We start from the raw sequence: 21,227 nt of genomic DNA on the forward strand, positions 1-21,227 counted from the left end.
TTACCTTAAAGGTCGATATTGCGCGGACCGTAGAGGCGGTCACCAGCATCGCCCAAGCCCGGCACGATATAAGCATCCTCGTTGAGCGAAGGATCGATAGCGGCGGTGACTAGGCGCACCGGCAGATCGGATTCAGCCAGCGCATCCACACCCGGCTGCGCCGAGACCATGCAGATGGCGGTGATATCGGTGGCGCCGCGGCCAGCGAGCAGGCGCAATGCGTGCAGCAGGGAACCACCGGTGGCCAGCATTGGATCCACCACGAACACCGTACGGCCGGTCAGGTCCTCCGGCAATGCCTCCAGGTACGGCACCGGCTCGTGCGTCTCTTCGTTGCGGGCCATGCCAATGAAGCCGACCTGCGCATCCGGAATCATAGACAGGGCCGGGTCCACCATGCCCAGCCCGGCGCGGATGATCGGCACGATGATGGGCGGGTCCTGCAGGCGGGTTCCCTGTGCGGTAGAAACCGGGGTGGCGCAGTCGAAGTTCTCCACGGCAAGGTCGCGGGATGCTTCATAGACAAGCATGGCGCCCAAGTCTTTCAGGGCGGCGCGGAAAGCGGAGTTATCGCTGCGCGCATCGCGCATGAGGGTAAGGCGGGAGGCGGCAAGCGGGTGGTCTACTACGTGGATGTCCATGACCACCACTTTAAACTTTTTGGGAACCAAATGGGCCATCGGGCAGTCCAATAGGGCATGAGACCTTTCACGATCGATACTGACTATGCCCGCCACCTCGCCCGCGACCTGCACGCCCAGTCCCAAGTGGAGAATCCGCCCCATCCAATTTTGCCTGAAGATTCCGCATTCACAGCTTTCAATGAGGCCGTGCATGCCGCGCTCGATAATGTGGGCGCGCGCATGAGCGTGCTGCGCAACGATATGGGGCAGGTTGCCCACTCCGGATTCCAGATGTCGCGCGAAGCAGAAGACACCGATGCCTCGCTAGGCCAGCACCTTGGGGCGGCGATGTAGATGCTCGATACCGCGCTCAAGCAGATTGCCACCATGCAACCGGCGCAGCTTCCGGAGGTTGAGCTTCCCCGCGTGCCGGATCTTTCCGCCGCCGAGCCTTTGGCCGCTATCGCCCACGGCAATCCCGCTCCCCTACTCGAATCGGCGAAAAATATCGATCTCGATAATGCAACCATCTCTGCCGCGCTCGGCCAGGCCCGCACCTTGGTGGCGGGCACCATCCGGGATCTGGTGGGCATTGCAACGCAGCTGGTGCGCCAGGCCCTGCCCACCGCGCTGGGTTTCCTGTCGCTGGATCCGTCGGCGCGTGCCGCCGCTCTGGCTCAGCTTCGCGCGCTTATCTCCCAGCACCTGGGCATGGCCACTGCCCGCGTGCAGCGCCTGATGGGCGATCTCAGCGCGGCCGCTCAGTCCTTGCAGCCGGTAGCGCAGCGTCCGGTGCACTCCGCGCTTGCCGACGCCCCCGTAAGCCCCACCAGCACCCAGCAAACCACCGCTCTTCCAGAACAATCCGCGGCGGGCGATGAGGCCGGCGCCGATGCTTCCGCACACGACGCGGCTTCTTCCCCGCCCGCACCTGAGCCCTCTGCCGAGGGTGGTTCGGCCGCCGGGCGGGCCGCGGTCGCCGCAGCGAAGAGCCAAGTGGGCCAGCCCTACGTGTGGGGTGGCACCGGAAACGGCGGCTTCGATTGCTCGGGCCTTACCCAATGGGCTTATTCGCAGGCCGGGGTGGACTTGCCTCGCACAGCAGACCAACAGACCATTGGTCAGCAGGTCAGTGCGGATCAATTGCAACCCGGTGACCTGGTGGTATGGGACGGGCACGTGGCAATGTATTCCGGCAATGGCGAAATCGTGGAGGCCGGTGATCCGGTGCAAACCAACCCGCTGCGCACCACAAATATGGGCATGCAATTCAAAGGATTTTGGCGCCCCACGGCCTAAGGCCGGTGCGCTCTCGCGCGCTGCTTAGGGCGTTGGGTAGACTAAAACGCCATGAGCACCCGCGCAATTGTACCTGTAAAGCTCTCGCTGACCGAGGGCGATTTTTATACCCTCTGGGCACCCAAGTGGCGCCAACATGGCTCCGAGTGGCAGGCCTTTTTGGGCGATGACGAGGCCGTCCTAGCCTTTAACTCACCCGCCGAGCTGCTGTGCTTCGTGGAGTCTGGCACCAAGCACGATTTGCTGGACCACCCGCAGTGGGACCAGTTTGCCGGCCGCGATGCAGACCGCGTTACCCCGGCTGAGCGGAATGAATATGATCTCATCGGCATGCCGGAAGCGCTGGCTGGTCGCCCGAGCCACCAGAACGTATCCACGGTGGCCCGCAACCTGGAGATGGCCTCTGCGCTTGCCGACGTCGCCGGTGCAGAGCACACCACCATCTTCTTCGCCTCCCACTCCATCCTGCGCAATGTCTCTCGCGGCGCCGACCACTACTCCGGCGAACAGGGCATGAGCGAGTGGTCCGGCGTGGGCCACGTCATCGCCGGCAACTGGAAGAAGGTCATCGAAGACCTGGATGAGCACGTCCGCGTGGTCTCCAGCGATGACTTTGATGCGGCCAAGGTTTCCGATGCCAAGGAGCGCATCTCTTCTGCTGCTGCCGCCTCCGCTGCAGCGGCCAAGGAAGCCGAGGAGAAGCGCAAGGCCGCCGCCGAGGCCGCTGACCCGTACGATAATTCCCCGTGGGCCGCCGCGGGCATCGATCCCATCAAGATCACCGCGCAGTCCAAGTCCGTCTACACCCTGCGCACCTACCTGGACGGCAAGCCCATCTTCTTGGGCAAGTGGGGCGAGATCTTCACCTTCGATTCCCCGAAGACCCTCGTGCGCTGGATCATGGACAACGATGACCACGACCTGGCACGCGTATCCACCTGGGAAGAGGTTGTCGCCGCCGCTAATGCCGGCGAGCTAGAAGTTCAGGTCCACCCGGATAACCAGTACTCCTTCAACGGCATCGTGCGCGATATCGAAAAGGGCCCAGAGGCCGTCGATTCCGATCAGATGGCGCGCTGCTATGAGGTATGCGCCGATGCTGCCGACTGGGCCGGCGACGATTCCATCAACTCCTATATGCTGGCTCACCCGCGCCTGCAGGACTACTTGGGCTACATGCTCGGCTCCACCGAGCACGCCGGCTACGTACCGTCCAAGCCATATAACGAGCACGCCGAGTCTTGGAAGGGCTTGGAGGACATGCTCATCAAGCGCTTCTCTAAGTTCTAAACCCGCACGGTTCGAGCGGCCCCGGCCGCGCGTAACATCCGCCGCCCTAGCCTCTGCCCCACTGCACCGCAGCTGGGCGGAGAGGGGCGGCTTTTTGCGTCTAGCGGCCCGGCGCTTCTTCCTCTTGGCGTCGGGTCCGGTCGCGCATGTATTTATCGAAAATCAGCCACACAACAAAGGCACTGAGGCCAACAATGGATCGGCCCAGGGTTCCTATCCCAAAGACCACGCCCAGAATCAGGCCGAGCACAATAAGGCTGATGAAAGTTACGACCCACGACACGTGCGTGTTGTATTTCATTGCTCAGCCTCCCTCAGTACGTGACTTTAGAGGTGGCGGCGGAGGTGGTCAATGAGGGCGTCGATAAGCTCGCGCGATTGCGGGGCCTTGGGTTTAATCTGGTCAAACCCGTGATAGGCGCCGGCCCACACATCCAGGGTGGTGTCCACGCCGGCCGCATCGAGGTCTTGGGCAAAAGCCACGGATTCATCGCAGAAAAGGTCGATGCCGCCTACCCCGATCCACGTGGGCGGCAGGCCGGAAAGATCACTGCGCGTGGCCGGTGAAGCATAGGGCGGCAGGTCAACATCCAGGTGGTCATCCCCCAGATACATCGACCACGCGCCGCGGTTCGGGCCCGCCGTCCAGATGAATTGGCCCACCGCACCGGACTTATCCGTGGTGCGGTGATCCAGCATGGGATAGACCAAGCCGAGCGCGCGGACCGGATGGCCCTCATCAAAGGCACGCTGGACCAAGCCCGCGGCAAGGCCGCCGCCGGCGCTATCGCCGGCGGCCGCGATGCGCGAGGTATCCCCGCCCAGCTTATCGCCGTGTTCTTGCACCCAGCGCAGCGCGGCATAGCACTCATCATGGTCCGCGGGGAACGGCTCCTGGGTGGATTTGTGGTAGCGCGGGGCCACCACGATGGCACCGAGCTCGGCCGCCATGCGGGCATTTTGCGGGTCATACATGGCCGGTCCACCGATAAGATGGCCGCCGCCGTGCGTCCACACCACCACGGGGCGCGGCCCAGCGGTGGCTGCGCCCTGAGCATCGCCACGTGGGGTAAGCACGCGGGCGCTAAAGGCGTGGCCATCGAAGGAAGCGGAAAACTCCGTCACGTCCACCGCATGCCGCACCGGACGGGAGAAATCGATGCTGGCAAAGAAGCGGCTGGCTCGGGCAAAGGTGGCGTCGGCAAGCAGGTGCATTGGCAGGTACAAAATCGGGCTGCGCAGCCCCGGTGCCACCTCACGCAGGTACGGCCGGCGGCTGAGCGCATACGCCGCCATGCCCGCTGCCCCGACCACGCCGGTCAGGGCAACCCCGGCCTTGAGGACTCGCGAAACGCGCATTTAGAAATCGCGCAGGATACGCTGTGCCAGCGGCTCAGAGGAAGCCGGGTTCTGGCCGGTGTACAGGTTGCGATCCACGATGACGTTCGGGGACATCGGATCGGTCTCCTGGTAATCCGCGCCGAGCTCGCGCAGGCGGGTCTCCAGCGCCCACTTAGCGGCGGCGATGACGTCCTCGCCCTCCTCAGCGTTGCTGAAGGCGGTCATCTTGTAGCCCTTGAACGTCCAGTTCTCGTTATCCACGGCCAACATCGCCGCTGGGGCGTGGCAGAGCAAGGCAAGCTTGCGGCCGGAATCCATGCGAGCCTGCAGCAGCTTAGCGGAATCCTGGTCATAGGCCAGATCCTCCATCGGGCCATGGCCGCCTGGGTAGAAAATGAGGTCATAGTCTTCCTCATTGACATCGGCCAGGTTCATCGGGTTCTCCAGCGCTACGCCTAACTCTGCCAGGTAATTTTCCTGCGCCATGCGCACGTTATCGGGCAGCACCTCCAGGCTGTACTCATCTACGACGGGAGCCTTCGCCCCCGGGGTGGCGAAGTGGATATCCCAGCCTGCGCCCTGGAAGACGCGGTGCGGGGCAATAAGCTCCTCGGCCCAATAGCCGGTCGGGCGCTTGGTGCCATCGGCCAGTGTCCATTCCTCAGCAGCGGTAACAACAAAAAGTACGGAAGGCATGTAATTCTCCTTTAATCGTTTCTATTCTTCAGCGGCGTCTGCAGCATCTGCGAGGGACCCTTCCGTGTCCGGGCCAGCAAGCTCCGGATCAGATAGTTCCTCGTATGCTGGCAAGATAACCGTTTCTAGCAGATGCTGCCGTAATTCCTGGTCAGCGAAGGAATTCTCTACCGCTTTGACGGTAAGATCGAAAAATTCCTCCAGCCCGTAGCCAAAAGTCTCACTCAGCGCGAGGAACTGCTTGGTCAAGGTAGTCGCGCCCGAGGAAATGGTGCAGGTAAAACCCAGCTGTTGCAGCAGTGGCAGTGGGTGGTCGGTCAGCTCCTCGGCCTCCTCTAGTGGGGTAAAGACCAGGGGAATATGACGGTCGCGGATGTAGCCAGAGGCCTTACCCGGCACGATGCCTTCAATATTCGCAGTGAAGTCATCGATCATATTCACCGGGTGGATAAGGCGGTTCACGCCGGCCTGGGCGGCGCGCTCTACTTCTGCGAAGTCCTCGCCCACGTGAATCTGGGTGGGCAGGTATGCGGCGCGGAAGTCCGCGGCCGTGCCCGCTTGGTCCTGGGGCAGGTTGTAGCCCACCACGGGGGCGTCGTCAGGCACTACTGCCTCAGGGGCCGTGCCGGCGAGGACGAGGCGGGAGTCGAGGGAAGGAATGCGGGCTGCACCAGCGGCTTCGACAACCGCGGCAGCGTCTAGGCCAATCGCTGCTGGATCCAGGTGCAATTCCGCGTAGACCACGCCATCGGCGGCCAAGGCTTCGTAGCGCTCGCGGATGGTCGCGGTAAGTTCCTCCGGCGTGGCGGCCGTGGAGTTAATGGTCTCAAAGAGGGAGACCTTAGGCAGCTTGGCCACCACGTCGGCGGCGGAGTCCTTGTTTTCAGGGCTAATCAAAGGCGCGTCATGCATGCGTCCCATCGTAGGCACGGGCCTAAGATGTGTCATGTCATGAAAAGAATTATCGCTAGTTCTCTCGTTGCCGTCCTGCTCAGCGGCGCACCGCTCGCGCTGGCGGAAGAGCCGGAAACTCCGACCACCACGCGTACCGCCGCCCCGGATACCGATAAGTGCCCGCACGCCGAGCGCCCGGAAAAGGCCACCACCACCTCAGAGCGCCTCGCTCCTGGGCAGGCCTCCCCCACCCCGTTGCCGCCGGTGGATAGCGATGAGGCCTGCGGCACCACCCTGCCCGAAGGGTTCAAGGTGGATAAGGATGTGGTGGCTGCGGCGTGGATGGTCTCCGATATCGATACCGGCGAAATCATCGCGATGAAGGACCCTAACGGCCGCTACCGGCCGGCCTCCATCATCAAGGCGCTGCTGGCGCTGGTGGTCATCGACGAACTGGATCTGCACCAGAAGGTCGAGGTGGGCGAAGAATCGGCACAGATTGATGGCTCAGCGGTAGGCATCGGCCCGGGCGGCACGTACACGGTGGAACAGCTTTTGCAGGGCTTGCTCATGGCCTCTGGCAACGATGCCGCGCACGCCCTGGCCCAGGAACTGGGCGGGGACGAGGCCACGCTGCGCAAGGTCAATGACAAGGCGGCCGAGATCGGCACGAATTCCACTTATGCGGCCAGCTACTCCGGGCTCGATGCCCCGGGCATGTCTACCTCGGCAGAGGACATTTCCCGCATTTACCGCGCGGCCTTCCATAACCCGACCTTCGCGCGGATTGTGGATACAGAGTCCGTGGAGTTCCCCGGCTGGGGCGACCTTGATGGTTACCAATTAGGCAACGATAACGGGCTCTTCCTCAATGATCCGGATGGTATTGGTGGCAAGACGGGCTTTACCGATGATGCACACCATACCTTCGTCGGCGCGCTTGACCGCCATGGCCGGCGACTGCAGGCGGTGCTGCTCGATACCACCGTGGAGCACGGCCCGCGCGCGTGGGAGCAGGCTCAGAAACTGCTGCACGAGGCCTATAAGGTGCATCCCGGGGATGGTGTAGGGCATTTGCTTGCCGACGCCCATTCCGACGCCAACTCCCCTGCGTCCCCTGCGGCAACGCCGGCGCCCGATGCCCAGGCGCAATCCGCGAACTCTTCCTTGGACGGGGTGCAGGGCTGGCTCGGCTGGGTTATCGCCGGCGCCGTAGTGTTGCTGGCTATGTGCGTGGGTGCTTTTTCACTACTTCGGCGTTAGCCCACTCATCGTGGGTGCCGCGGCGGTTATTCTTCTCCGAAATGGTGAAGGTATGCACGCCGGCGCCCACCCAGCTGGCGAACGTACCGGGGCCCGGCACGATATTGACTAGGCGCCACCACTGACGCTTAGCGGACTGGGTGAGGGTGAGCCGCTCTTTGGTGTCGACATCGCGCACCGTGTAGCCCATCAGCAGCTTAGCCGGGCTGGCGCCGAGCCAACACTCAGTGCCCAAGGTGTAGAGCAGCAAGATGATAGCGCCGCCAATGAACGTCGAAAGCTCATCCACGCCGCCGGACAGCAGCGCGCCGCCGAAGCTGCCGCTAATGAGCGAAAAGAAGATGAGGTCCAAAATGGCCATGCCGATGCGCGCATCTTGACCGGCACGCTGGCTAATTTCAGGCGCTGGGTGCTGTACCAGCGGTGCGGGGACGGCAGCGTTCGCCGTTGCCGGCGGGAATGGATTGTGCTGCGGGGCAAAGGGATTGCGCGAATATGGCGACCCATAGGGGCTCGCGGTCTGCGCAAATCGCGGTTCCTGCTGAGCGTGACGCCCCGGCCCGGCCGCCTGACCGGGCTGGAATGACTGAGCTTGCTGCTGGGCTTGCTGTGGCCGCGGGTTCCACTGCCCTACCGCACCCAGCTGTCCTAGGTCTCCCCAGGTGGGGCGCACTCCCGCCGCGCACGCCTTATCGTATTCGGACCGCTTTGCAGCAGAGCCTAAGACGCTGGCAGCGATGCGCAGCTGCGCGCGCCGCGGATCTTCAATGTCTTGGCCTTGCTGCTGCAGCAGCACATCCTTGGACTCCAACAAGACTAAAAGCTCGTGCTCGCCATCGCGGCGATCTAGTCCCCATTCCTCATAAAGATTCGGTGCGATGTCATTGGCGTTCATAATGCTCCATCTTAAAGCCCACTGGCAGCGGCGGCCTCACCCCTAAGGAGGAGATTTTACTTACGGCGCAACAAGCTCCATGCGCCCACGGCCGCGGCGCCTACAGCGGCGCCAACGCCGAAGGTCGCACCTGCAGGCGCGCCTTCCTTGACCTCGTTGCGGACGCGAATAACGGCTGGCTCCGGGACGGGCGGGTGAGCAAACTTCAGGGACTCGGCGGTGGTGGCGGTCCACGCGGAGATATACAGCACCACGCGCCAAATCAGGTACATGACCACCATGAGCACGATGACCGGGCCGAAGACCGCGCCGGCCGGGCTGCCGGTAGCAGAGGACATGATGACCGTAGACAGCTGCTTAAGCAGCTCGAAAGCGACGGCACCGATGGCTGCGCCGATAAGGCCGGACTTCTTCGGAACCTTGGTGCGCGGCAGGATCATAATCAGCCACCACATGACAATGAAGTTGGCCAGAAGGCCCACAGCCAAGCCGACAAAGAAAATCACCAGGTCCATGCCCGAGAAGGACTCGATTCCTACGCGCTCAAAGATCTTCTGGGTAAGGCCGGAGGACCCGGCAGCGGTCACGCCAAAGGCGATGAGGAACGCCACGATAAGGCCAATGAGGCCCACCAGGTCAGACAACTTCTTCTTCAAGAAGGAACCGCCCTCGTTGGCATCGATACCCCACATCGCCGAGATACCGATGCGCAGGTTATTCATCCATCCCAGGCCGGACCACAGGGTGGTCAAACCACCGATACCGAACATGGCGCCGCGTTGGTCAATGGCGGTATCGAGGATTTTGTTAACCGTATCGCCCATATCGCCATCGATAGAACTGGTGATATGGGATTGCAGATCATTGAGCAGGTCCTCGCGGTTAGCCAAGACGGCGGCGACGGTGGCCACGATCAGCATGGCAAGCGGGAAGATGGAGAGCACCGAATAATAGGTGATGCCGGCGGCAAACTGGTTGCCGCCTTCGGCACCGTAGCGCTCGTTCATGCGCATGAGGTGGTCAACGAATCCGGACTTGGAGCGAATCTTATCTACCGCACCGGGATCGTCGGCATTGGCGCGTTCGATGCCGTAGTGGTCCGTCTTCTTCGAGGAGGATTGCGTGGTGGTAGGCACGTGCTTCCCTTCTTGCTCGCACAGTTTTTATCCCACCTAGAGTAACTGGCAAACCCCCACTTGTCCCTTTGTGGGGTGGGGCACGGGGGAAGCGGCCGCTTGCTACTTGCGCAGGCGGGGAAGGAAGCCGACCTTTTCATAAACGGCGTCGACAAGCGGCTGCGCAATCTCTTGCGCCGTCTCCGCGCCCTGCGCCAGGATGCGCTCGAGCTCGCCGCGGTCCGCCATCAACTCGTCATAGCGCGCCTTGAGCGGAGTGGTAAATTCCTGCAGCGCGTCGGCGGTATCGACCTTGAGGTGGCCGTAGCCCTGGCCGGCGTACTTTTCCACCAAGGAATCGATGGATTCACCGGTGAGCGCAGACTGGATGACCAGCAGGTTGGACACACCCGGCTGGTTATCGCGGTCGAAGGCCACCGAGCCCAAGTCATCCGTCACGGCGGACTTGATGCGCTTAGCCGAGGTCTTCGGCGCATCGAGCAGGTTGACCAGTCCCTTCGGGTTAGCGCCAGACTTGGACATCTTGGACGTCGGCTCCTGCAGGTCATAAATCTTTGCCGCACCCTCCGGGATGAATGGCTCCGGTACCTTGAAGGTCTCGCCGTACTTATTGTTGAAGCGCTCGGCCAGGTTGCGGGTCAGCTCCAGGTGCTGGCGCTGATCCTCGCCCACCGGCACATAATCCGGCGAGTAGAGCAAGATATCGGAGGCCATGAGGATCGGGTAGGTAAATAGGCCCACCGAGGTGCGATCCGAGCCCTGCTTGGCGGACTTATCCTTGAACTGGGTCATGCGGGAGGCCTCGCCAAAACCGGTGAGGCACTGCAGTACCCAGGTCAGCTCCGCGTGGGCGGGCACGTGCGACTGCACGAAGAGCGTGGACTTTTCCGGATCAATGCCCAAGGCAATGAGCTGTGCGGCACCTGCGATGGTGCGGTTGCGCAGCTCCTCCGGGTTTTGCTCCACGGTAATCGCGTGCAGGTCAGGGATGAAGTAGAAGGCGTCATAGCCGTCCTGCAGGTCAATCCACTGCTTGAGCGCTCCCAAGTAATTACCCAGGTGATAGGAATCAGCGGTGGGTTGGATACCGGACAGGACGCGGGAAACGGTGGAATTGTCTGCAGTCATGGTGCCTTATCCTACCCCCTAGGCTCGGTGCGCGGTTGACCTCCTTGCCTTAGGCGCCGCACTTTCGGATCGAAAAATCCCCTACCCGTAGGGCAGGGGAAGCGGCGCAAGAACTTAAATCTTGCGGGAAGTGGGGCTAACAACATCCATAAAGATGGCAAAGCCCGCAACCATCAGCGCGCCGCCCACGCCCATGAGCACGATGGGGCCGAGGAAAGCGAAGGACGGACCAACAACGGTCCACCACCAGATGCTCAGGCCGAGGATTACAGCGCCGAGGACGAAAGAAATAATTGCGCGAGCCATGAACTTTCTCCGTTGCAGATTACTGATTTTTTTGACCTACCCATAGTAGCACTACTGCTTGTGCTTGGGCGCCTTGCGCTTGCCGACGTCCCCCTTATTAAAGCTCCACTGCTGCTCCACGTTTACTCCCCTTGCCCCTGGCGAGTGCCGGCCACTCGGCCGCGTAATCGATTGTTGCTTCGGCCGGCGCGCAATGCGGTTGCTCGAAATATCGTCGTAGTCCGCCCCCTCTGCCGCAGTAGAAAAAGCTCGTGTCTTGTTCTTAAACGGGCGACCCAGTGGCCGGCTTAGTGGTCGGGTTAGCGGGCGCGTGATGGGGCTGGCATAGCGCGTGGCCGCGCCTGCCTTGCGCTTGGCTTTGCGGGCGCCATCGCGCACGATGCGCGCGGACAAACGCAGGCGCGGGTCCATCTGCTGTTCGGCATCACGATATTCGAAGACGGGCAGGCCTTTCTTGAAGTAGATCGCGGCCAAGCGGGCGATGAAACACACTGAGGCGGTGATAATCGCGGTCGGTTCCTCATCCAAGCCGCCGTGGTAGAGCGCCATAAATAGTGCCGCGGCCAACAGCGAGATGGCGGCATAATACTCGCCGGAAAAGACCAGCGGAATGCGATCTGAAAGCAGGTCACGCAGCACGCCACCAAAGACGCCGGAAATCACCGCAGACACCGAGGCAATAATGAACCCATGTCCCAGGTGGACCGCGATTTGGGTGCCCAGCACCGAAAAGACCGCAAGCCCTAGGGCATCCAAGATGAGGAAGAGGTGGCGGAAATAGTGCATGAGGAAGGACATGCCCACCGTCACCACGGCCGCCACGATGACGATCACCAAATAGATGGGGTGCTCAACCCAGGTAAAGGGCGGATCATCGAGGATCATATCGCGCACCGTGCCGCCGCCCAGCGCCGTCATGGAGGCGATCATGGTGACACCAAAAAGGTCAAGCTTTTGGCGTCCAGCGGATAATGCGGCAGTCATGGACTCGGCCGTAATGCCGACTACGTAAAGGACGCTAAATAGTGGCGTCATCAGCTGTACTCCACCAATAGTGGGGAATGGTCGGACCAGCGCTGCTCTACGGTGGGGGCCTTTTCCACCCAGGTACGCTGCGCGCGCTCCAGCATCGGGCGGGTAGCCGCCTGATAATCGATGCGCCACCCGGCGTTATTATTAAACGCCTGGCCGCGGTAGGTCCACCAGGTATACGGACCGTCTTCATCCGGATGGAGGCGACGGGCTACGTCAAACCACTGCGGCTTTGTGGTTGGGGCCCACGGCTCGCCGCCGGCGTACTCCACCACGCCCTGCCACTGCCCCAGGTTCTTCTTTTCCTGCGGCTCAGCATCCGGGAACACACCAAAGACGTGGTCCATGAAGGCGCGCTCCTCCGGCAGGTGGCCAGCCTTCTTTTCATTGGCCTTATTATTTTTCAGGTCCTGGGCGCGGTGGCAGATATTCCAATCGCCGCCGATCACCATGTCGGCCGGGCTGCCATCGGAGTTCGTCCGCGCGGCGTTCTCCGCTAGCACCTCTTGGAACTCGTCCAAGAAGCGGTACTTTTCATCCAACTTCGGCGAACCGGTATCGCCGGAAGGCAGGTACAGAGAGGCGACGCGAATATCTCGGGTGGTAGCCGCAATCCAGCGGCCGGCGTCGGTAAAGGAGCCGAAGCCCACTTCGACGTCGGCAAGCGGGGTGCGAGACAAGATACCCACGCCGGCGCGGCCCTTTGCGGCGGCGTCGGCAAGCGCTAAGTGCCATCCCGCCTCGAGGGCTGGGGCCAAGGCCTTTTCGGCCTGCTCCGGGGTTGCGCGCACCTCCTGCATGAGCACGATTTCGGCCGGAGTCTCCTCTAGCCAGGCATTCATGCCGGGATTATTTTCATTGCGCTGCTTACACGCAGCGCGGATTCCGTTGACGTTAACGCTCGCGATGGTAAGGGTCATGCCAACAGCATATCGGTCCATTTATGAATGGCGAGCAAGGCGCTTTTTATCCCACATCGTCGCAGCCCACACCAGGCAACCCGCAGCCGCCAGGCCGGCACCCGCCAGCGCCGGGGCGGAGTAGCCCAGGCCCGCACCCACCACGGCGCCGCCAATGGTCGCACCGGCCGCGTTTGCGATGTTCAGCGCGGACTGGTTGAGAGCGGCGGCCAAAGTCTGGGCGTCGCCAGCCACATGCACCAAACGCAGCTGCAGCGAAGGAACCAAGGTGGAGCCCATAAACGCTACGCAGCCAAAGCACAAGGTAGCGGGGATGGCATGGCCGGAGAGGAAGTAGAAGGCCGTAAGGATAACGATGAGGCAGGCCAAGGCAAAGATGATGCCAAACTCCAAGTTGCGGTCCGCCAACCAGCCGCCGAAGGCATTGCCGATGGTCATGCCGATTCCATAGGCCATGAGCACCACCCAGATGAGGTTCTGGTCCATGCCAGCGACCTCGGTCATGGTCCAAGAAATATAGGTATAGACGGAGAACATGCCGCCAAAGCCGACCACGCCCATGATGACGGTAAACCACACCTGGCTGTTTTTGAACGCCCCAAATTCGGTGCGGATATCGGTCTGCTTCATCTCCGTCATGTGCGGCATCAGGAAGAACAACGCAATGGCGGTAATGACGCCCAAGGCTACGACCACTAGGTAAGCCGCCTGCCAGCCCAGCGCGGAGCCGAGGGCTTGGGCAGCAGGCACACCAATGACCGTGGCGATGGCCAGGCCCATGCCCACATAAGCCATGGCCTTGCCGCGGCCGCCTGGGGGCGCCATGGATGCGGCGGAAAGGTTAGCCACGGAGAAATAAGCGCCGTGCGGCATGCCCGCAATAAAGCGCGCCACCATGAGGATGGCGTAATTCGGCGCCAAGACCGATAGTAGATTACCCACCACGAGGAACCCGATGAGCAGCAAGATCAGGCGGCGGCGCGGCAGCTTGCCGGTAAAGGCCGCAATCAGCGGGGCGCCGACCACCACGCCCATCGCATAGATGGTGATGAGAGTGGAGGCGTTTTCTTCCGAAATGCCAAAATCATCTGCAATAAGCGGCAGCAGGCCCATGGACACAAACTCCGTCGTGCCGATGGCAAACGCACCCAGGGCCATGGCGACCATGACGATGGCGCGGCGGCGGGCGGTAATCTCCGTTTGCAACGGCAGCGGACGGCGGCGAATGCGGTGTTCGTGCGCGCTGCGCGGGCTTAGCTCATCGATGATTTTCATGGAGAGTGAGGGTACACCCCGTCTGCGCCGGTGGCATGCCCGCAGCGGGGGCTCGTGAATATCTCCACCCCTCCCGCGCATGGGTGACAGCGGCCACGCAACCCTTTTCAAGGGGCGGCAAATGGGGGATCACTTTCAGCAAACTGGCCCACATGCCGCCCACAAAATCGGTAATCTGGGCACTTGAACAATTTTCCAACGTTAATTAGGAGAATCATGGCAAAGATTACGTGGACCCGTACCGATGAGGCGCCGCTGCTGGCGACCTACTCCCTCAAGCCCATCGTGGAGGCCTTCGCTTCCACCGCTGGCATCGACGTGGAAACCCGCGATATCTCGCTGGCCGCCCGCATCGCCGCGCAGTTCCCGGAGCGCCTGACCGAGGAGCAGAAGGTCGAAGACGCCCTGGCCGAGCTGGGCAAGATGGCCAAGACCCCGGAAGCAAATATCATCAAGCTGCCGAATATTTCCGCTTCCCTGGTGCAGCTGAAGAAGGCCATCGCCGAGCTGCAGGCCGCAGGTTACGATCTGCCTGATTACCCGGATAATCCTTCCACCGAGGAAGAAAAGGACATCGCCGCCCGCTACGACTCCGTCAAGGGCTCCGCTGTTAACCCGGTGCTGCGCGAGGGCAATTCCGACCGCCGCGCACCGGAGGCCGTGAAGAACTTTGTGAAGAAGCACCCGCACCGCATGGGCGAGTGGTCCAAGGACTCCAAGACCAACGTTGCCACCATGGCGGACAACGACTTCCGCCACAATGAGAAGTCCGTCATTCTGGAAAACGAGGACACCCTGTCCATCGTCCTCAAGACCGCCGATGGCGAGCAGACCCTGCTGCCGGAGCTTCCGGTTCTCAAGGGTGAGGTCATCGACGGCACCTTCATGTCCGCCAAGGCCCTGGATGAGTTCCTCCTCGCACAGGTCAAGCGCGCCAAGGAAGAGGGCGTGCTCTTCTCCACCCACCTGAAGGCCACCATGATGAAGGTCTCTGACCCCATCCTCTTCGGCCACGTCGTCCGCGCCTTCTTCGCCGATGTTTATGACAAGTACGGCGAGGAGCTGCTGGCTGCCGGCCTCAACGGCGAGAACGGCCTGGGTGCTATCTACGAGGGCTTGAAGAACCTGGACAAGGGCGAAGAAATCAAGGCTGCTTTCGACGCCGCGCTTTCCGACGGCCCCGACCTCGCCATGGTCAACTCCCACAAGGGCATCACCAACCTGCACGTGCCTTCTGACGTCATTATTGACGCCTCCATGCCTGCCATGATCCGCACCTCTGGCCACATGTGGAATAAGAACGACGAGGAGCAGGACACCCTCGCCGTTATCCCGGATTCCTCCTACGCCGGCGTCTACCAGGCCGTTATCGAGGACTGCAAGGAAAACGGCGCCTTCGACCCGACCACCATGGGTACCGTGCCGAACGTCGGCCTCATGGCGCAGAAGGCCGAGGAGTACGGCTCCCACAATAAGACCTTCAAAATCCCGGCCACGGGCACCGTTGAGGTCCGCAACTCCCAGGGCGAGGTCCTCATCTCCCACGACGTGGAGGAAGGCGATATCTGGCGCGCCTGCCAGACCAAGGACGCTCCGATCCAGGACTGGGTCAAGCTCGCCGTCAACCGCGCTCGCCTGTCCGGTATGAAGACCATCTTCTGGCTCGACCCGGAGCGCGGCCACGACCGCAACATCAAGTCCCTGGTGGAGAATTACCTTAAGGACCACGACACCGAGGGCCTGGATATCTCCATCGAGGATCCGGTCACCGCTACCAAGACCTCCATCGAGCGCATCCGCCGCGGCGAGGACACCATCTCTGTTACCGGCAACGTGCTGCGTGACTACAACACGGACCTCTTCCCCATCCTCGAGCTGGGTACCTCCGCCAAGATGCTGTCTGTGGTTCCGCTCATGGCAGGCGGCGGCCTCTTCGAGACCGGTGCCGGCGGCTCTGCCCCGAAGCACGTCCAGCAGGTAGAGGAAGAAAACCACCTGCGCTGGGATTCCCTCGGCGAGTTCCTGGCCCTGGCCGAGTCCTTCCGCCACGAAAAGCAGACCAATGGCAACGAGAAGGCCGGCGTCCTGGCCGCCACCTTGGACAAGGCCACCGAGCGCCTGCTCAATGAGGGCAAGTCGCCGTCCCGCAAGGCTGGCGAAATCGACAACCGCGGTTCCCACTTCTTCCTGGCCACCTTCTGGGCTGAGGAGCTGGCTAACCAGAGCGATGATGCCGATCTCGCCGCTGCGTTCAAGGACGTGGCTTCCCAGCTGTCCTCCCAGGCAGACGAGATTGCTCAGGCGCTTGTCGACGCCCAAGGCAACCCCGCCGACCTCGGCGGCTACTACTGGCCGAATGACGAGAAGACCTCTGCCGTCATGCGCCCAGTTGCGAAATTCAACGAGATCATCGACGGCCTGAAGAAGTAAGTCTTCCCAGGCGAAAGCCGCCCCGCAGCGAAGCAATGAACTGGCCCCCGAAAGTTGGACTGGTTTAATTCTAGGCGGTTAGGGCTTCAAGGGTCTGATTTCGATATTGCATCGGGGTCAGGCCCTTGAGTCGTTGTTGGATGCGTTCGGTGTTGTACCACCGGATGTACTCGTCGATTGCCTGGTTGAACTCTGCGACGGTGTCGAAGGCTTCTCCGTGGTACATCTCGGTTTTCAGGTGGCCGAAGAAGTTCTCCATGACCGCGTTGTCGTAGCAGTTGCCTTTGCGTGACATCGATTGGACTCCCTGGTGCTGGCTAATCAGGGTGCGCCATGATGAGTGCTTGTATTGGAATCCTTGATCGGTGTGGATCATCCAGCCCGGCTCTGGAGCACACGCTTTGATCGCCTGCGCCAACGAAGCCGAGGTAAACGCCGTAGACGGCGATGTGGCCACTGTGTGGGCGACGATTGAGCGGTCGAACAGGTCCATCACCGGTGAGAGATACACCTTGCGGCCAGCGACTTTGAACTCGGTGACGTCGCTGACGAAGACAGTGTTGAGCCTATCGGGGGTGAAGTTGCGCTCGAGTGTGTTCTCAGCGATGTAGCTGATTGTGCCAGTGTAGGAGATGTAGGGCCTGCGCTGGCGGATCTTGGCTTTCAAGCCCATGGCGCGCATGAGCTTGTAGACAAGTTTGTGGTTGACCACCCAGCCCTGGTTACGCAGGTCGAGCAGTACCCGCCGGTAGCCGTAGCGGTGTTTGTTGCGCTGAAAACTGTCCCGGATCGCTTGTTTGAGCTCGGCATGTTTATCCGGTGCGGTGAGTCGTTTTTGGTGGTAGAAGAATGTCGAGCGTGCCATGCCGGCCGCATCCAGGAGGTAGTCCAAGCGGTGGTGTGACTTGAGGATGACGATTGCCTGGGCTTTCAGGCGTGTCCCTGGTTCCTCAAGTCTCGCAATTTTTTTAAGTAGGCGTTTTCCGCTTCCAGCCGCTCAACCTGGCGGCGAAGCTTTTCCTCTTCCGTGAGGCGTTTCGGCGCAGCCGATCCTTTGGGCCTGCCCTTCGGCTTCGGGCGCAGAGCCTCGTCGCCGCCTCTGCGCCACTTAGCCACCCAGTCCTTGACGAGGTGGTCGGATGAAAGATTGAACTCTCGGGCAAGATCCATCATCGACTCACCCGCAAGATGACGTTCTACAACTTCCTTCTTCGCCTCGAAGGAGTAGTGCTGCTTGTTTGGTTTCTCCACGAGACATAGTCTGCCACGCAGTTGGAAACGGCGATAAAGTCTACGCGTTGCGTCTCTCGAGACACCGACAACACGAGCAGCGGCTCGGCAACCCATTCCCTGCTCGAAAAGCTCCACTAACTGCTCACGCTGAACTTCACTCAGCGAACTACGTGCTCTCAAAGAAAATGCTCCCCACTAGTTGTTGGCAACTGATTTCTCAGTCCAACTAATGGGGAGCAGTTCACAATGAACGCTGCGGGGCGGCTTTGGTGTATCTGCGTACTTAGAAGCTTTCGAGCCAAGCGGCGTGCACGCGGGCGTCACCGTTTTCTTCTGGGTGGAAGCTCAGCGCCGTCACGCGGCCTTGGCGCACGCCGACCACCGCGTCGCCGTTCTCGCCCGGCACCGTCGCGATGATTTCGACGCCGTCGCCCACGCGAGTAACCAATGGGGCACGGATGAAGCTCGCCTCAATGTCGAGCGTGTCCTCCCCCATCGCGACGGGCACGATGCGTTCTTCGGAGAAGCGCTGGTTGCCAAAAGCATTGCGACGCACGGTCACGTCCAGCAGCCCCAGGGTTTGCTGCCCCGGCGCGGGGTTATCGAGCTCGCGGGCACAATAAATGAGCCCCGCGCAGGTCGCGAGCACCGGCAATCCTGCGGCCACGGCATCGCGCAGCGGCTCGGCCAGCCCGAAGCTACGCGCCAGCTTGTCGATGACGCTCGACTCGCCGCCCGGAATCACCAGCCCGTCGAGCCCGTCCAGGTCGCGCGGGACCCGCACCCGGCGCGTAGCCACACCGAGCCCGTCCAAAATGCGCAGGTGCTCCTCGACGCCTCCCTGCAGCGCCAGCACCCCGACGGTAGCTACCATCCGCGCTCAGCCAGGCGGTGCGGTGCAGGAACGTCGTTGACGTTGATGCCCACCATGGCCTCGCCCAAGCCACGAGAAAGCTTAGCTAGCTCGGCCGGCTGATCGTAGAGGGTAGCCGCCTTGACGATGGCCTCCGCACGCGCCGCCGGGTTTCCAGACTTAAAGATGCCGGAGCCAACGAAGACGCCTTCGGCGCCCATCTGGCGGACAAGGGCGGCGTCGGCAGGCGTGGCCACACCACCGGCAACGAAGAGCACGACTGGGAGCTTGCCGGTCTCCGCAACCTCGGCGACCAGGTCGTACGGGGCCTGCAGCTCCTTGGCTGCGACGTAGAGTTCATCGCGATCCAAGTGGCGCAGGCGCGCAATCTCGGCCTTAATGGTGCGCAGGTGCTTCACGGCCTCGGAGACGTCGCCGGTGCCGGCCTCGCCCTTGGAGCGGATCATGGCCGCGCCCTCGGTGATGCGGCGCAGCGCCTCGCCCAGGTTGGTAGCGCCGCACACGAACGGCAGGTCAAAGTCCCACTTATTGATGTGGTTGACGTAATCGGCCGGGCTGAGCACTTCGGACTCGTCGATGAAGTCTACGCCCAGCTCGCCCAGGATCTGCGCCTCCACAAAGTGGCCGATACGGGCCTTGGCCATGACGGGGATGTCGACGGCCTCGACGATGCCCTCGATAAGCTCCGGGTCTGACATGCGGGCCACGCCGCCCTGCGCGCGGATATCGGCCGGCACGCGCTCCAGCGCCATCACGGCCGATGCGCCCGCGTCCTCCGCAATGCGCGCCTGCTCCGGCGTGACGACGTCCATGATGACGCCGCCCTTCAACATATCGGCCAGTCCTCGCTTCACGCGCGTGGTAGCGCGTCCTTGTTCATTTACCTGTTCAGTCATAGGTGCCATAGTGGCCCACACAAGTGGTACAAGACAAGAGCCATTTTCAGCGTGTTGGATTAGACCACTTATGATGGGCCCGTGCCCCTTCGCCTCGATCCCTCTGATACGCGGCCGCTGCCCGTGCAAATCGCCGCGGCCCTGCGCGCCCAGGTTGCCGCCGGCGTCCTCCTGCCCGGCGAGCGCGTCCCCTCGACCCGCAACTTGGCTTCGCAGCTCAGCGTTTCCCGAGGCAGCGTGGTCACCGCCTACGACCAACTCACGGCCGAGGGCTACCTCACCGCCGAGGTTGGCTCCGGCACCGTCATCAACCCGCGCCTCCCCCACGCCCGGACTCCACAGCCTCAACCCGCGCCGCACCCTGCCCCTACCCCGAAACACATCGAGCTCACCCCAGGCCTTCCGGACACCGCCGGGATCCTCACCCCCGAATGGAGAGCAGCGTGGCGTCGGGCAGCGGTGGACCCCTCCGGCAATCTCCCTCGCGAGGTAGCCGGGCACCTGCGCCACATGCGTGGACTCACCGTCGATCCAGCCTACGTGGTGGTGACCGCCGGCGCCCGCGATGGCTTGTCGGTGCTGCTGCACGCGCTGGGCGGGCAGCTTCGAGTGGGCGTAGAGTCGCCGGGCTACCCCAGCCTGCGCCGCGTACCCCATGCTTTGGGCCATACGCTTGTCGACGTCCCCACCGACGCCGAAGGCGTCACCGTCCCCACGACCGGTCTCGACGCCCTCATCGTCACCCCCAGCCATCAATATCCCTACGGCGGATCCCTGCCTGCAGCCCGGCGCGCCGAACTTGTCGAATGGGCCCGCGCACACGACGCCCTCCTCATCGAGGATGACTTTGATTCCGAACTGCGCTATGTCGGCCAGCCGCTGCCCGCCCTGACCGCACTCGCCCCGGAGCACACGGTGCTGCTGGGAACCTTTTCCTCGGTCATCTCCCCCTCCATTGCCTGCGGCTACCTCGTCGTCCCACCGCGCCTGCGTCCGGCCGTTGACCGCGTGCGCGAGGTCTTCGGCCAACCCGTCGGCGCCATCCCCCAGGCCGCGCTCGCCCACTACCTTGCCAGCGGCGCTTTACGACGCCACACCGGCCGCATGCGCCGCACCTATAAACGCCGCCGCAACCTAGTGGCCGAAACGCTGGGCGCCATCCATGGCGCCCAACTCCTCCCCATCCACGGTGGCCTCCACGCGGTCCTTCTGTGCGATCCGGCCGTTGTTCCTCGCGCCGCCGCCCGCGGCATCAAGCTCACCCCGCTGCGCGATTATTGGGGAGGCGCCGACGCCGAAGACGGCGTCGTCCTCGGCTTCGGCCACCTTAGCGACACCGAACTGCGCACGAGCCTCACCGCGGTCGCGGCCGCCTTACGCGAGTGATACCGTAATGCCAACGTTCATAAACGAAAGGCAATACATGTCCCTCGGCCCGCTTGAATTCCTACTCATACTCATTCCGTTTCTTATCCTCGCCGGAATCATCGCCATCGTGGTCAAGCTCGTGCGCAATAGCAACGAAACTCGCGCAAACACCCGCCGCATTGCCGAACAGCTCGAGAAACAAGACCGTCACCGCTAAGCAAGGCACCCCACCAGACCAAGCGCACACCGACCGCTTAGTCTATTTTTATTCTCGTTTCTGCCAGCGAGTTTCCATGAATCCATTCGCCATACATACCGCTTGGTCTAG

21 protein-coding genes and 1 pseudogene are annotated in these 21,227 nt (G+C 62.2%); 7 read left to right on the forward strand and 15 right to left on the reverse strand.

Annotated elements, in window-relative coordinates:
• Positions 1 to 5 precede the first annotated feature (5 nt).
• Positions 6 to 641 carry a uracil phosphoribosyltransferase gene (gene upp / locus LG376_RS00920; RefSeq protein WP_049378022.1) on the reverse strand — a complete coding sequence of 212 codons (636 nt, stop codon included), beginning with the start codon at positions 639 to 641 and terminating at the stop codon, positions 6 to 8.
• 57 nt (positions 642 to 698) lie between these two features.
• Here upp and LG376_RS00925 point away from each other — a divergent pair, with 57 nt between their 5' ends.
• The 3 genes from LG376_RS00925 to LG376_RS00935 are packed head-to-tail and all read left to right on the forward strand — an operon-like array spanning position 699 to position 3,212.
• Positions 699 to 977 carry a chemotaxis protein gene (locus LG376_RS00925; RefSeq protein ID WP_225745901.1) on the forward strand — a complete coding sequence of 93 codons (279 nt, stop codon included), beginning with the start codon at positions 699 to 701 and terminating at the stop codon, positions 975 to 977.
• Complete coding sequence (locus tag LG376_RS00930; RefSeq protein ID WP_225745902.1) at positions 978 to 1,922, forward strand: C40 family peptidase; 945 nt, start codon at positions 978 to 980, stop codon at positions 1,920 to 1,922.
• A gap of 51 nt (positions 1,923 to 1,973) precedes the next feature.
• Positions 1,974 to 3,212 carry a hypothetical protein gene (locus tag LG376_RS00935; protein ID WP_225745903.1) on the forward strand — a complete coding sequence of 413 codons (1,239 nt, stop codon included), beginning with the start codon at positions 1,974 to 1,976 and terminating at the stop codon, positions 3,210 to 3,212.
• A gap of 100 nt (positions 3,213 to 3,312) precedes the next feature.
• Here the strand turns inward: LG376_RS00935 and LG376_RS00940 are convergent, their stop codons facing one another.
• Genes LG376_RS00940 through LG376_RS00955 form a run of 4 tightly spaced genes read right to left on the reverse strand, consistent with a single transcriptional unit; the run spans position 3,313 to position 6,161 of the window.
• Complete coding sequence (locus tag LG376_RS00940; RefSeq protein WP_225745904.1) at positions 3,313 to 3,513, reverse strand: hypothetical protein; 201 nt, start codon at positions 3,511 to 3,513, stop codon at positions 3,313 to 3,315.
• 26 nt (positions 3,514 to 3,539) lie between these two features.
• On the reverse strand, positions 3,540 to 4,571 hold the full coding sequence (locus tag LG376_RS00945) for an alpha/beta hydrolase (RefSeq protein WP_225745905.1): 1,032 nt from the start codon (positions 4,569 to 4,571) through the stop codon (positions 3,540 to 3,542).
• On the reverse strand, positions 4,572 to 5,249 hold the full coding sequence (locus LG376_RS00950) for a type 1 glutamine amidotransferase domain-containing protein (protein ID WP_225745906.1): 678 nt from the start codon (positions 5,247 to 5,249) through the stop codon (positions 4,572 to 4,574).
• 21 nt (positions 5,250 to 5,270) lie between these two features.
• Positions 5,271 to 6,161 (reverse strand): adenosine deaminase, encoded by an 891-nt coding sequence (locus LG376_RS00955; protein ID WP_225745907.1) that lies wholly within the window; start codon positions 6,159 to 6,161, stop codon positions 5,271 to 5,273.
• Between the two features lie 39 nt (positions 6,162 to 6,200).
• On the opposite strand from LG376_RS00955, the gene LG376_RS00960 reads away from it, so the two are divergent.
• The gene (locus LG376_RS00960; protein ID WP_225745908.1) at positions 6,201 to 7,406 is read left to right on the forward strand and encodes a D-alanyl-D-alanine carboxypeptidase family protein; all 1,206 of its coding nucleotides are present in this window, start codon (positions 6,201 to 6,203) and stop codon (positions 7,404 to 7,406) included.
• Here LG376_RS00960 and LG376_RS00965 read toward each other — a convergent pair.
• The 7 genes from LG376_RS00965 to LG376_RS00995 form a co-directional block, all read right to left on the reverse strand.
• A complete protein-coding gene (locus LG376_RS00965) occupies positions 7,369 to 8,301 on the reverse strand; it encodes an RDD family protein (protein WP_225745909.1) in 933 nt (310 codons plus the stop codon). The genes LG376_RS00960 and LG376_RS00965 overlap by 38 nt on opposite strands.
• Before the next feature lie 56 nt (positions 8,302 to 8,357).
• Positions 8,358 to 9,437, reverse strand: a complete 1,080-nt coding sequence (locus tag LG376_RS00970; protein WP_225745910.1) for a YhjD/YihY/BrkB family envelope integrity protein — start codon at positions 9,435 to 9,437, stop codon at positions 8,358 to 8,360.
• A gap of 102 nt (positions 9,438 to 9,539) precedes the next feature.
• On the reverse strand, positions 9,540 to 10,565 hold the full coding sequence (gene trpS / locus LG376_RS00975; RefSeq protein ID WP_005322617.1) for a tryptophan--tRNA ligase: 1,026 nt from the start codon (positions 10,563 to 10,565) through the stop codon (positions 9,540 to 9,542).
• 114 nt (positions 10,566 to 10,679) lie between these two features.
• Positions 10,680 to 10,871 (reverse strand): hypothetical protein, encoded by a 192-nt coding sequence (locus LG376_RS00980; RefSeq protein ID WP_049378073.1) that lies wholly within the window; start codon positions 10,869 to 10,871, stop codon positions 10,680 to 10,682.
• A gap of 51 nt (positions 10,872 to 10,922) precedes the next feature.
• A complete protein-coding gene (locus tag LG376_RS00985) occupies positions 10,923 to 11,906 on the reverse strand; it encodes a trimeric intracellular cation channel family protein (RefSeq protein WP_225745911.1) in 984 nt (327 codons plus the stop codon).
• The gene (locus LG376_RS00990) at positions 11,906 to 12,823 is read right to left on the reverse strand and encodes an exodeoxyribonuclease III (protein WP_225745912.1); all 918 of its coding nucleotides are present in this window, start codon (positions 12,821 to 12,823) and stop codon (positions 11,906 to 11,908) included. Before LG376_RS00990 ends, LG376_RS00985 begins: the two co-directional genes overlap by 1 nt.
• Positions 12,824 to 12,844: 21 nt before the next feature.
• On the reverse strand, positions 12,845 to 14,098 hold the full coding sequence (locus tag LG376_RS00995; RefSeq protein ID WP_225745913.1) for an MFS transporter: 1,254 nt from the start codon (positions 14,096 to 14,098) through the stop codon (positions 12,845 to 12,847).
• Between the two features lie 216 nt (positions 14,099 to 14,314).
• Here LG376_RS00995 and LG376_RS01000 point away from each other — a divergent pair, with 216 nt between their 5' ends.
• A complete protein-coding gene (locus LG376_RS01000; RefSeq protein WP_225745914.1) occupies positions 14,315 to 16,528 on the forward strand; it encodes an NADP-dependent isocitrate dehydrogenase in 2,214 nt (737 codons plus the stop codon).
• Positions 16,529 to 16,598: 70 nt separating this feature from the next.
• Here LG376_RS01000 and LG376_RS01005 read toward each other — a convergent pair.
• The 3 genes and pseudogenes from LG376_RS01005 to pdxS all read right to left on the reverse strand — a co-directional run bounded on the left by LG376_RS01005 (position 16,599) and on the right by pdxS (position 19,531).
• Positions 16,599 to 17,859, reverse strand: a pseudogene (locus LG376_RS01005) (IS3 family transposase).
• A gap of 185 nt (positions 17,860 to 18,044) precedes the next feature.
• Positions 18,045 to 18,635 carry a pyridoxal 5'-phosphate synthase glutaminase subunit PdxT gene (pdxT, locus tag LG376_RS01015; protein ID WP_225745915.1) on the reverse strand — a complete coding sequence of 197 codons (591 nt, stop codon included), beginning with the start codon at positions 18,633 to 18,635 and terminating at the stop codon, positions 18,045 to 18,047.
• Positions 18,629 to 19,531 carry a pyridoxal 5'-phosphate synthase lyase subunit PdxS gene (gene pdxS, locus LG376_RS01020; protein WP_225745916.1) on the reverse strand — a complete coding sequence of 301 codons (903 nt, stop codon included), beginning with the start codon at positions 19,529 to 19,531 and terminating at the stop codon, positions 18,629 to 18,631. Before pdxS ends, pdxT begins: the two co-directional genes overlap by 7 nt.
• 81 nt (positions 19,532 to 19,612) lie before the next feature.
• Between pdxS and LG376_RS01025 the strand changes: the two genes are divergently transcribed.
• Positions 19,613 to 20,917, forward strand: coding sequence for a PLP-dependent aminotransferase family protein (locus LG376_RS01025; protein ID WP_225745917.1), 1,305 nt, complete (start codon positions 19,613 to 19,615; stop codon positions 20,915 to 20,917).
• 7 nt (positions 20,918 to 20,924) lie between these two features.
• Positions 20,925 to 21,116: a hypothetical protein gene (locus tag LG376_RS01030; protein ID WP_225745918.1), complete on the forward strand. Its 192-nt coding sequence runs from the start codon at positions 20,925 to 20,927 to the stop codon at positions 21,114 to 21,116.
• Positions 21,117 to 21,227 lie beyond the last annotated feature (111 nt).

The organism is Corynebacterium sp. Marseille-P4611 (genome assembly GCF_916618765.1).
GTDB classification, from domain to species: domain Bacteria; phylum Actinomycetota; class Actinomycetes; order Mycobacteriales; family Mycobacteriaceae; genus Corynebacterium; species Corynebacterium marquesiae.

Bases quoted from the DNA above. Each gene is read 5' to 3' on its own strand.
- upp (WP_049378022.1), bottom strand. From the start codon at position 641: ATGGACATCCACGTAGTAGACCACCCGCTTGCCGCCTCCCGCCTTACC.
- LG376_RS00925 (WP_225745901.1), top strand. From the start codon at position 699: ATGAGACCTTTCACGATCGATACTGACTATGCCCGCCACCTCGCCCGC.
- LG376_RS00930 (WP_225745902.1), top strand. From the start codon at position 978: ATGCTCGATACCGCGCTCAAGCAGATTGCCACCATGCAACCGGCGCAG.
- LG376_RS00935 (WP_225745903.1), top strand. From the start codon at position 1,974: ATGAGCACCCGCGCAATTGTACCTGTAAAGCTCTCGCTGACCGAGGGC.
- LG376_RS00940 (WP_225745904.1), bottom strand. From the start codon at position 3,513: ATGAAATACAACACGCACGTGTCGTGGGTCGTAACTTTCATCAGCCTT.
- LG376_RS00945 (WP_225745905.1), bottom strand. From the start codon at position 4,571: ATGCGCGTTTCGCGAGTCCTCAAGGCCGGGGTTGCCCTGACCGGCGTG.
- LG376_RS00950 (WP_225745906.1), bottom strand. From the start codon at position 5,249: ATGCCTTCCGTACTTTTTGTTGTTACCGCTGCTGAGGAATGGACACTG.
- LG376_RS00955 (WP_225745907.1), bottom strand. From the start codon at position 6,161: ATGCATGACGCGCCTTTGATTAGCCCTGAAAACAAGGACTCCGCCGCC.
- LG376_RS00960 (WP_225745908.1), top strand. From the start codon at position 6,201: ATGAAAAGAATTATCGCTAGTTCTCTCGTTGCCGTCCTGCTCAGCGGC.
- LG376_RS00965 (WP_225745909.1), bottom strand. From the start codon at position 8,301: ATGAACGCCAATGACATCGCACCGAATCTTTATGAGGAATGGGGACTA.
- trpS (WP_005322617.1), bottom strand. From the start codon at position 10,565: ATGACTGCAGACAATTCCACCGTTTCCCGCGTCCTGTCCGGTATCCAA.
- LG376_RS00980 (WP_049378073.1), bottom strand. From the start codon at position 10,871: ATGGCTCGCGCAATTATTTCTTTCGTCCTCGGCGCTGTAATCCTCGGC.
- LG376_RS00985 (WP_225745911.1), bottom strand. From the start codon at position 11,906: ATGACGCCACTATTTAGCGTCCTTTACGTAGTCGGCATTACGGCCGAG.
- LG376_RS00990 (WP_225745912.1), bottom strand. From the start codon at position 12,823: ATGACCCTTACCATCGCGAGCGTTAACGTCAACGGAATCCGCGCTGCG.
- LG376_RS00995 (WP_225745913.1), bottom strand. From the start codon at position 14,098: ATGAAAATCATCGATGAGCTAAGCCCGCGCAGCGCGCACGAACACCGC.
- LG376_RS01000 (WP_225745914.1), top strand. From the start codon at position 14,315: ATGGCAAAGATTACGTGGACCCGTACCGATGAGGCGCCGCTGCTGGCG.
- pdxT (WP_225745915.1), bottom strand. From the start codon at position 18,635: ATGGTAGCTACCGTCGGGGTGCTGGCGCTGCAGGGAGGCGTCGAGGAG.
- pdxS (WP_225745916.1), bottom strand. From the start codon at position 19,531: ATGACTGAACAGGTAAATGAACAAGGACGCGCTACCACGCGCGTGAAG.
- LG376_RS01030 (WP_225745918.1), top strand. From the start codon at position 20,925: ATGCCAACGTTCATAAACGAAAGGCAATACATGTCCCTCGGCCCGCTT.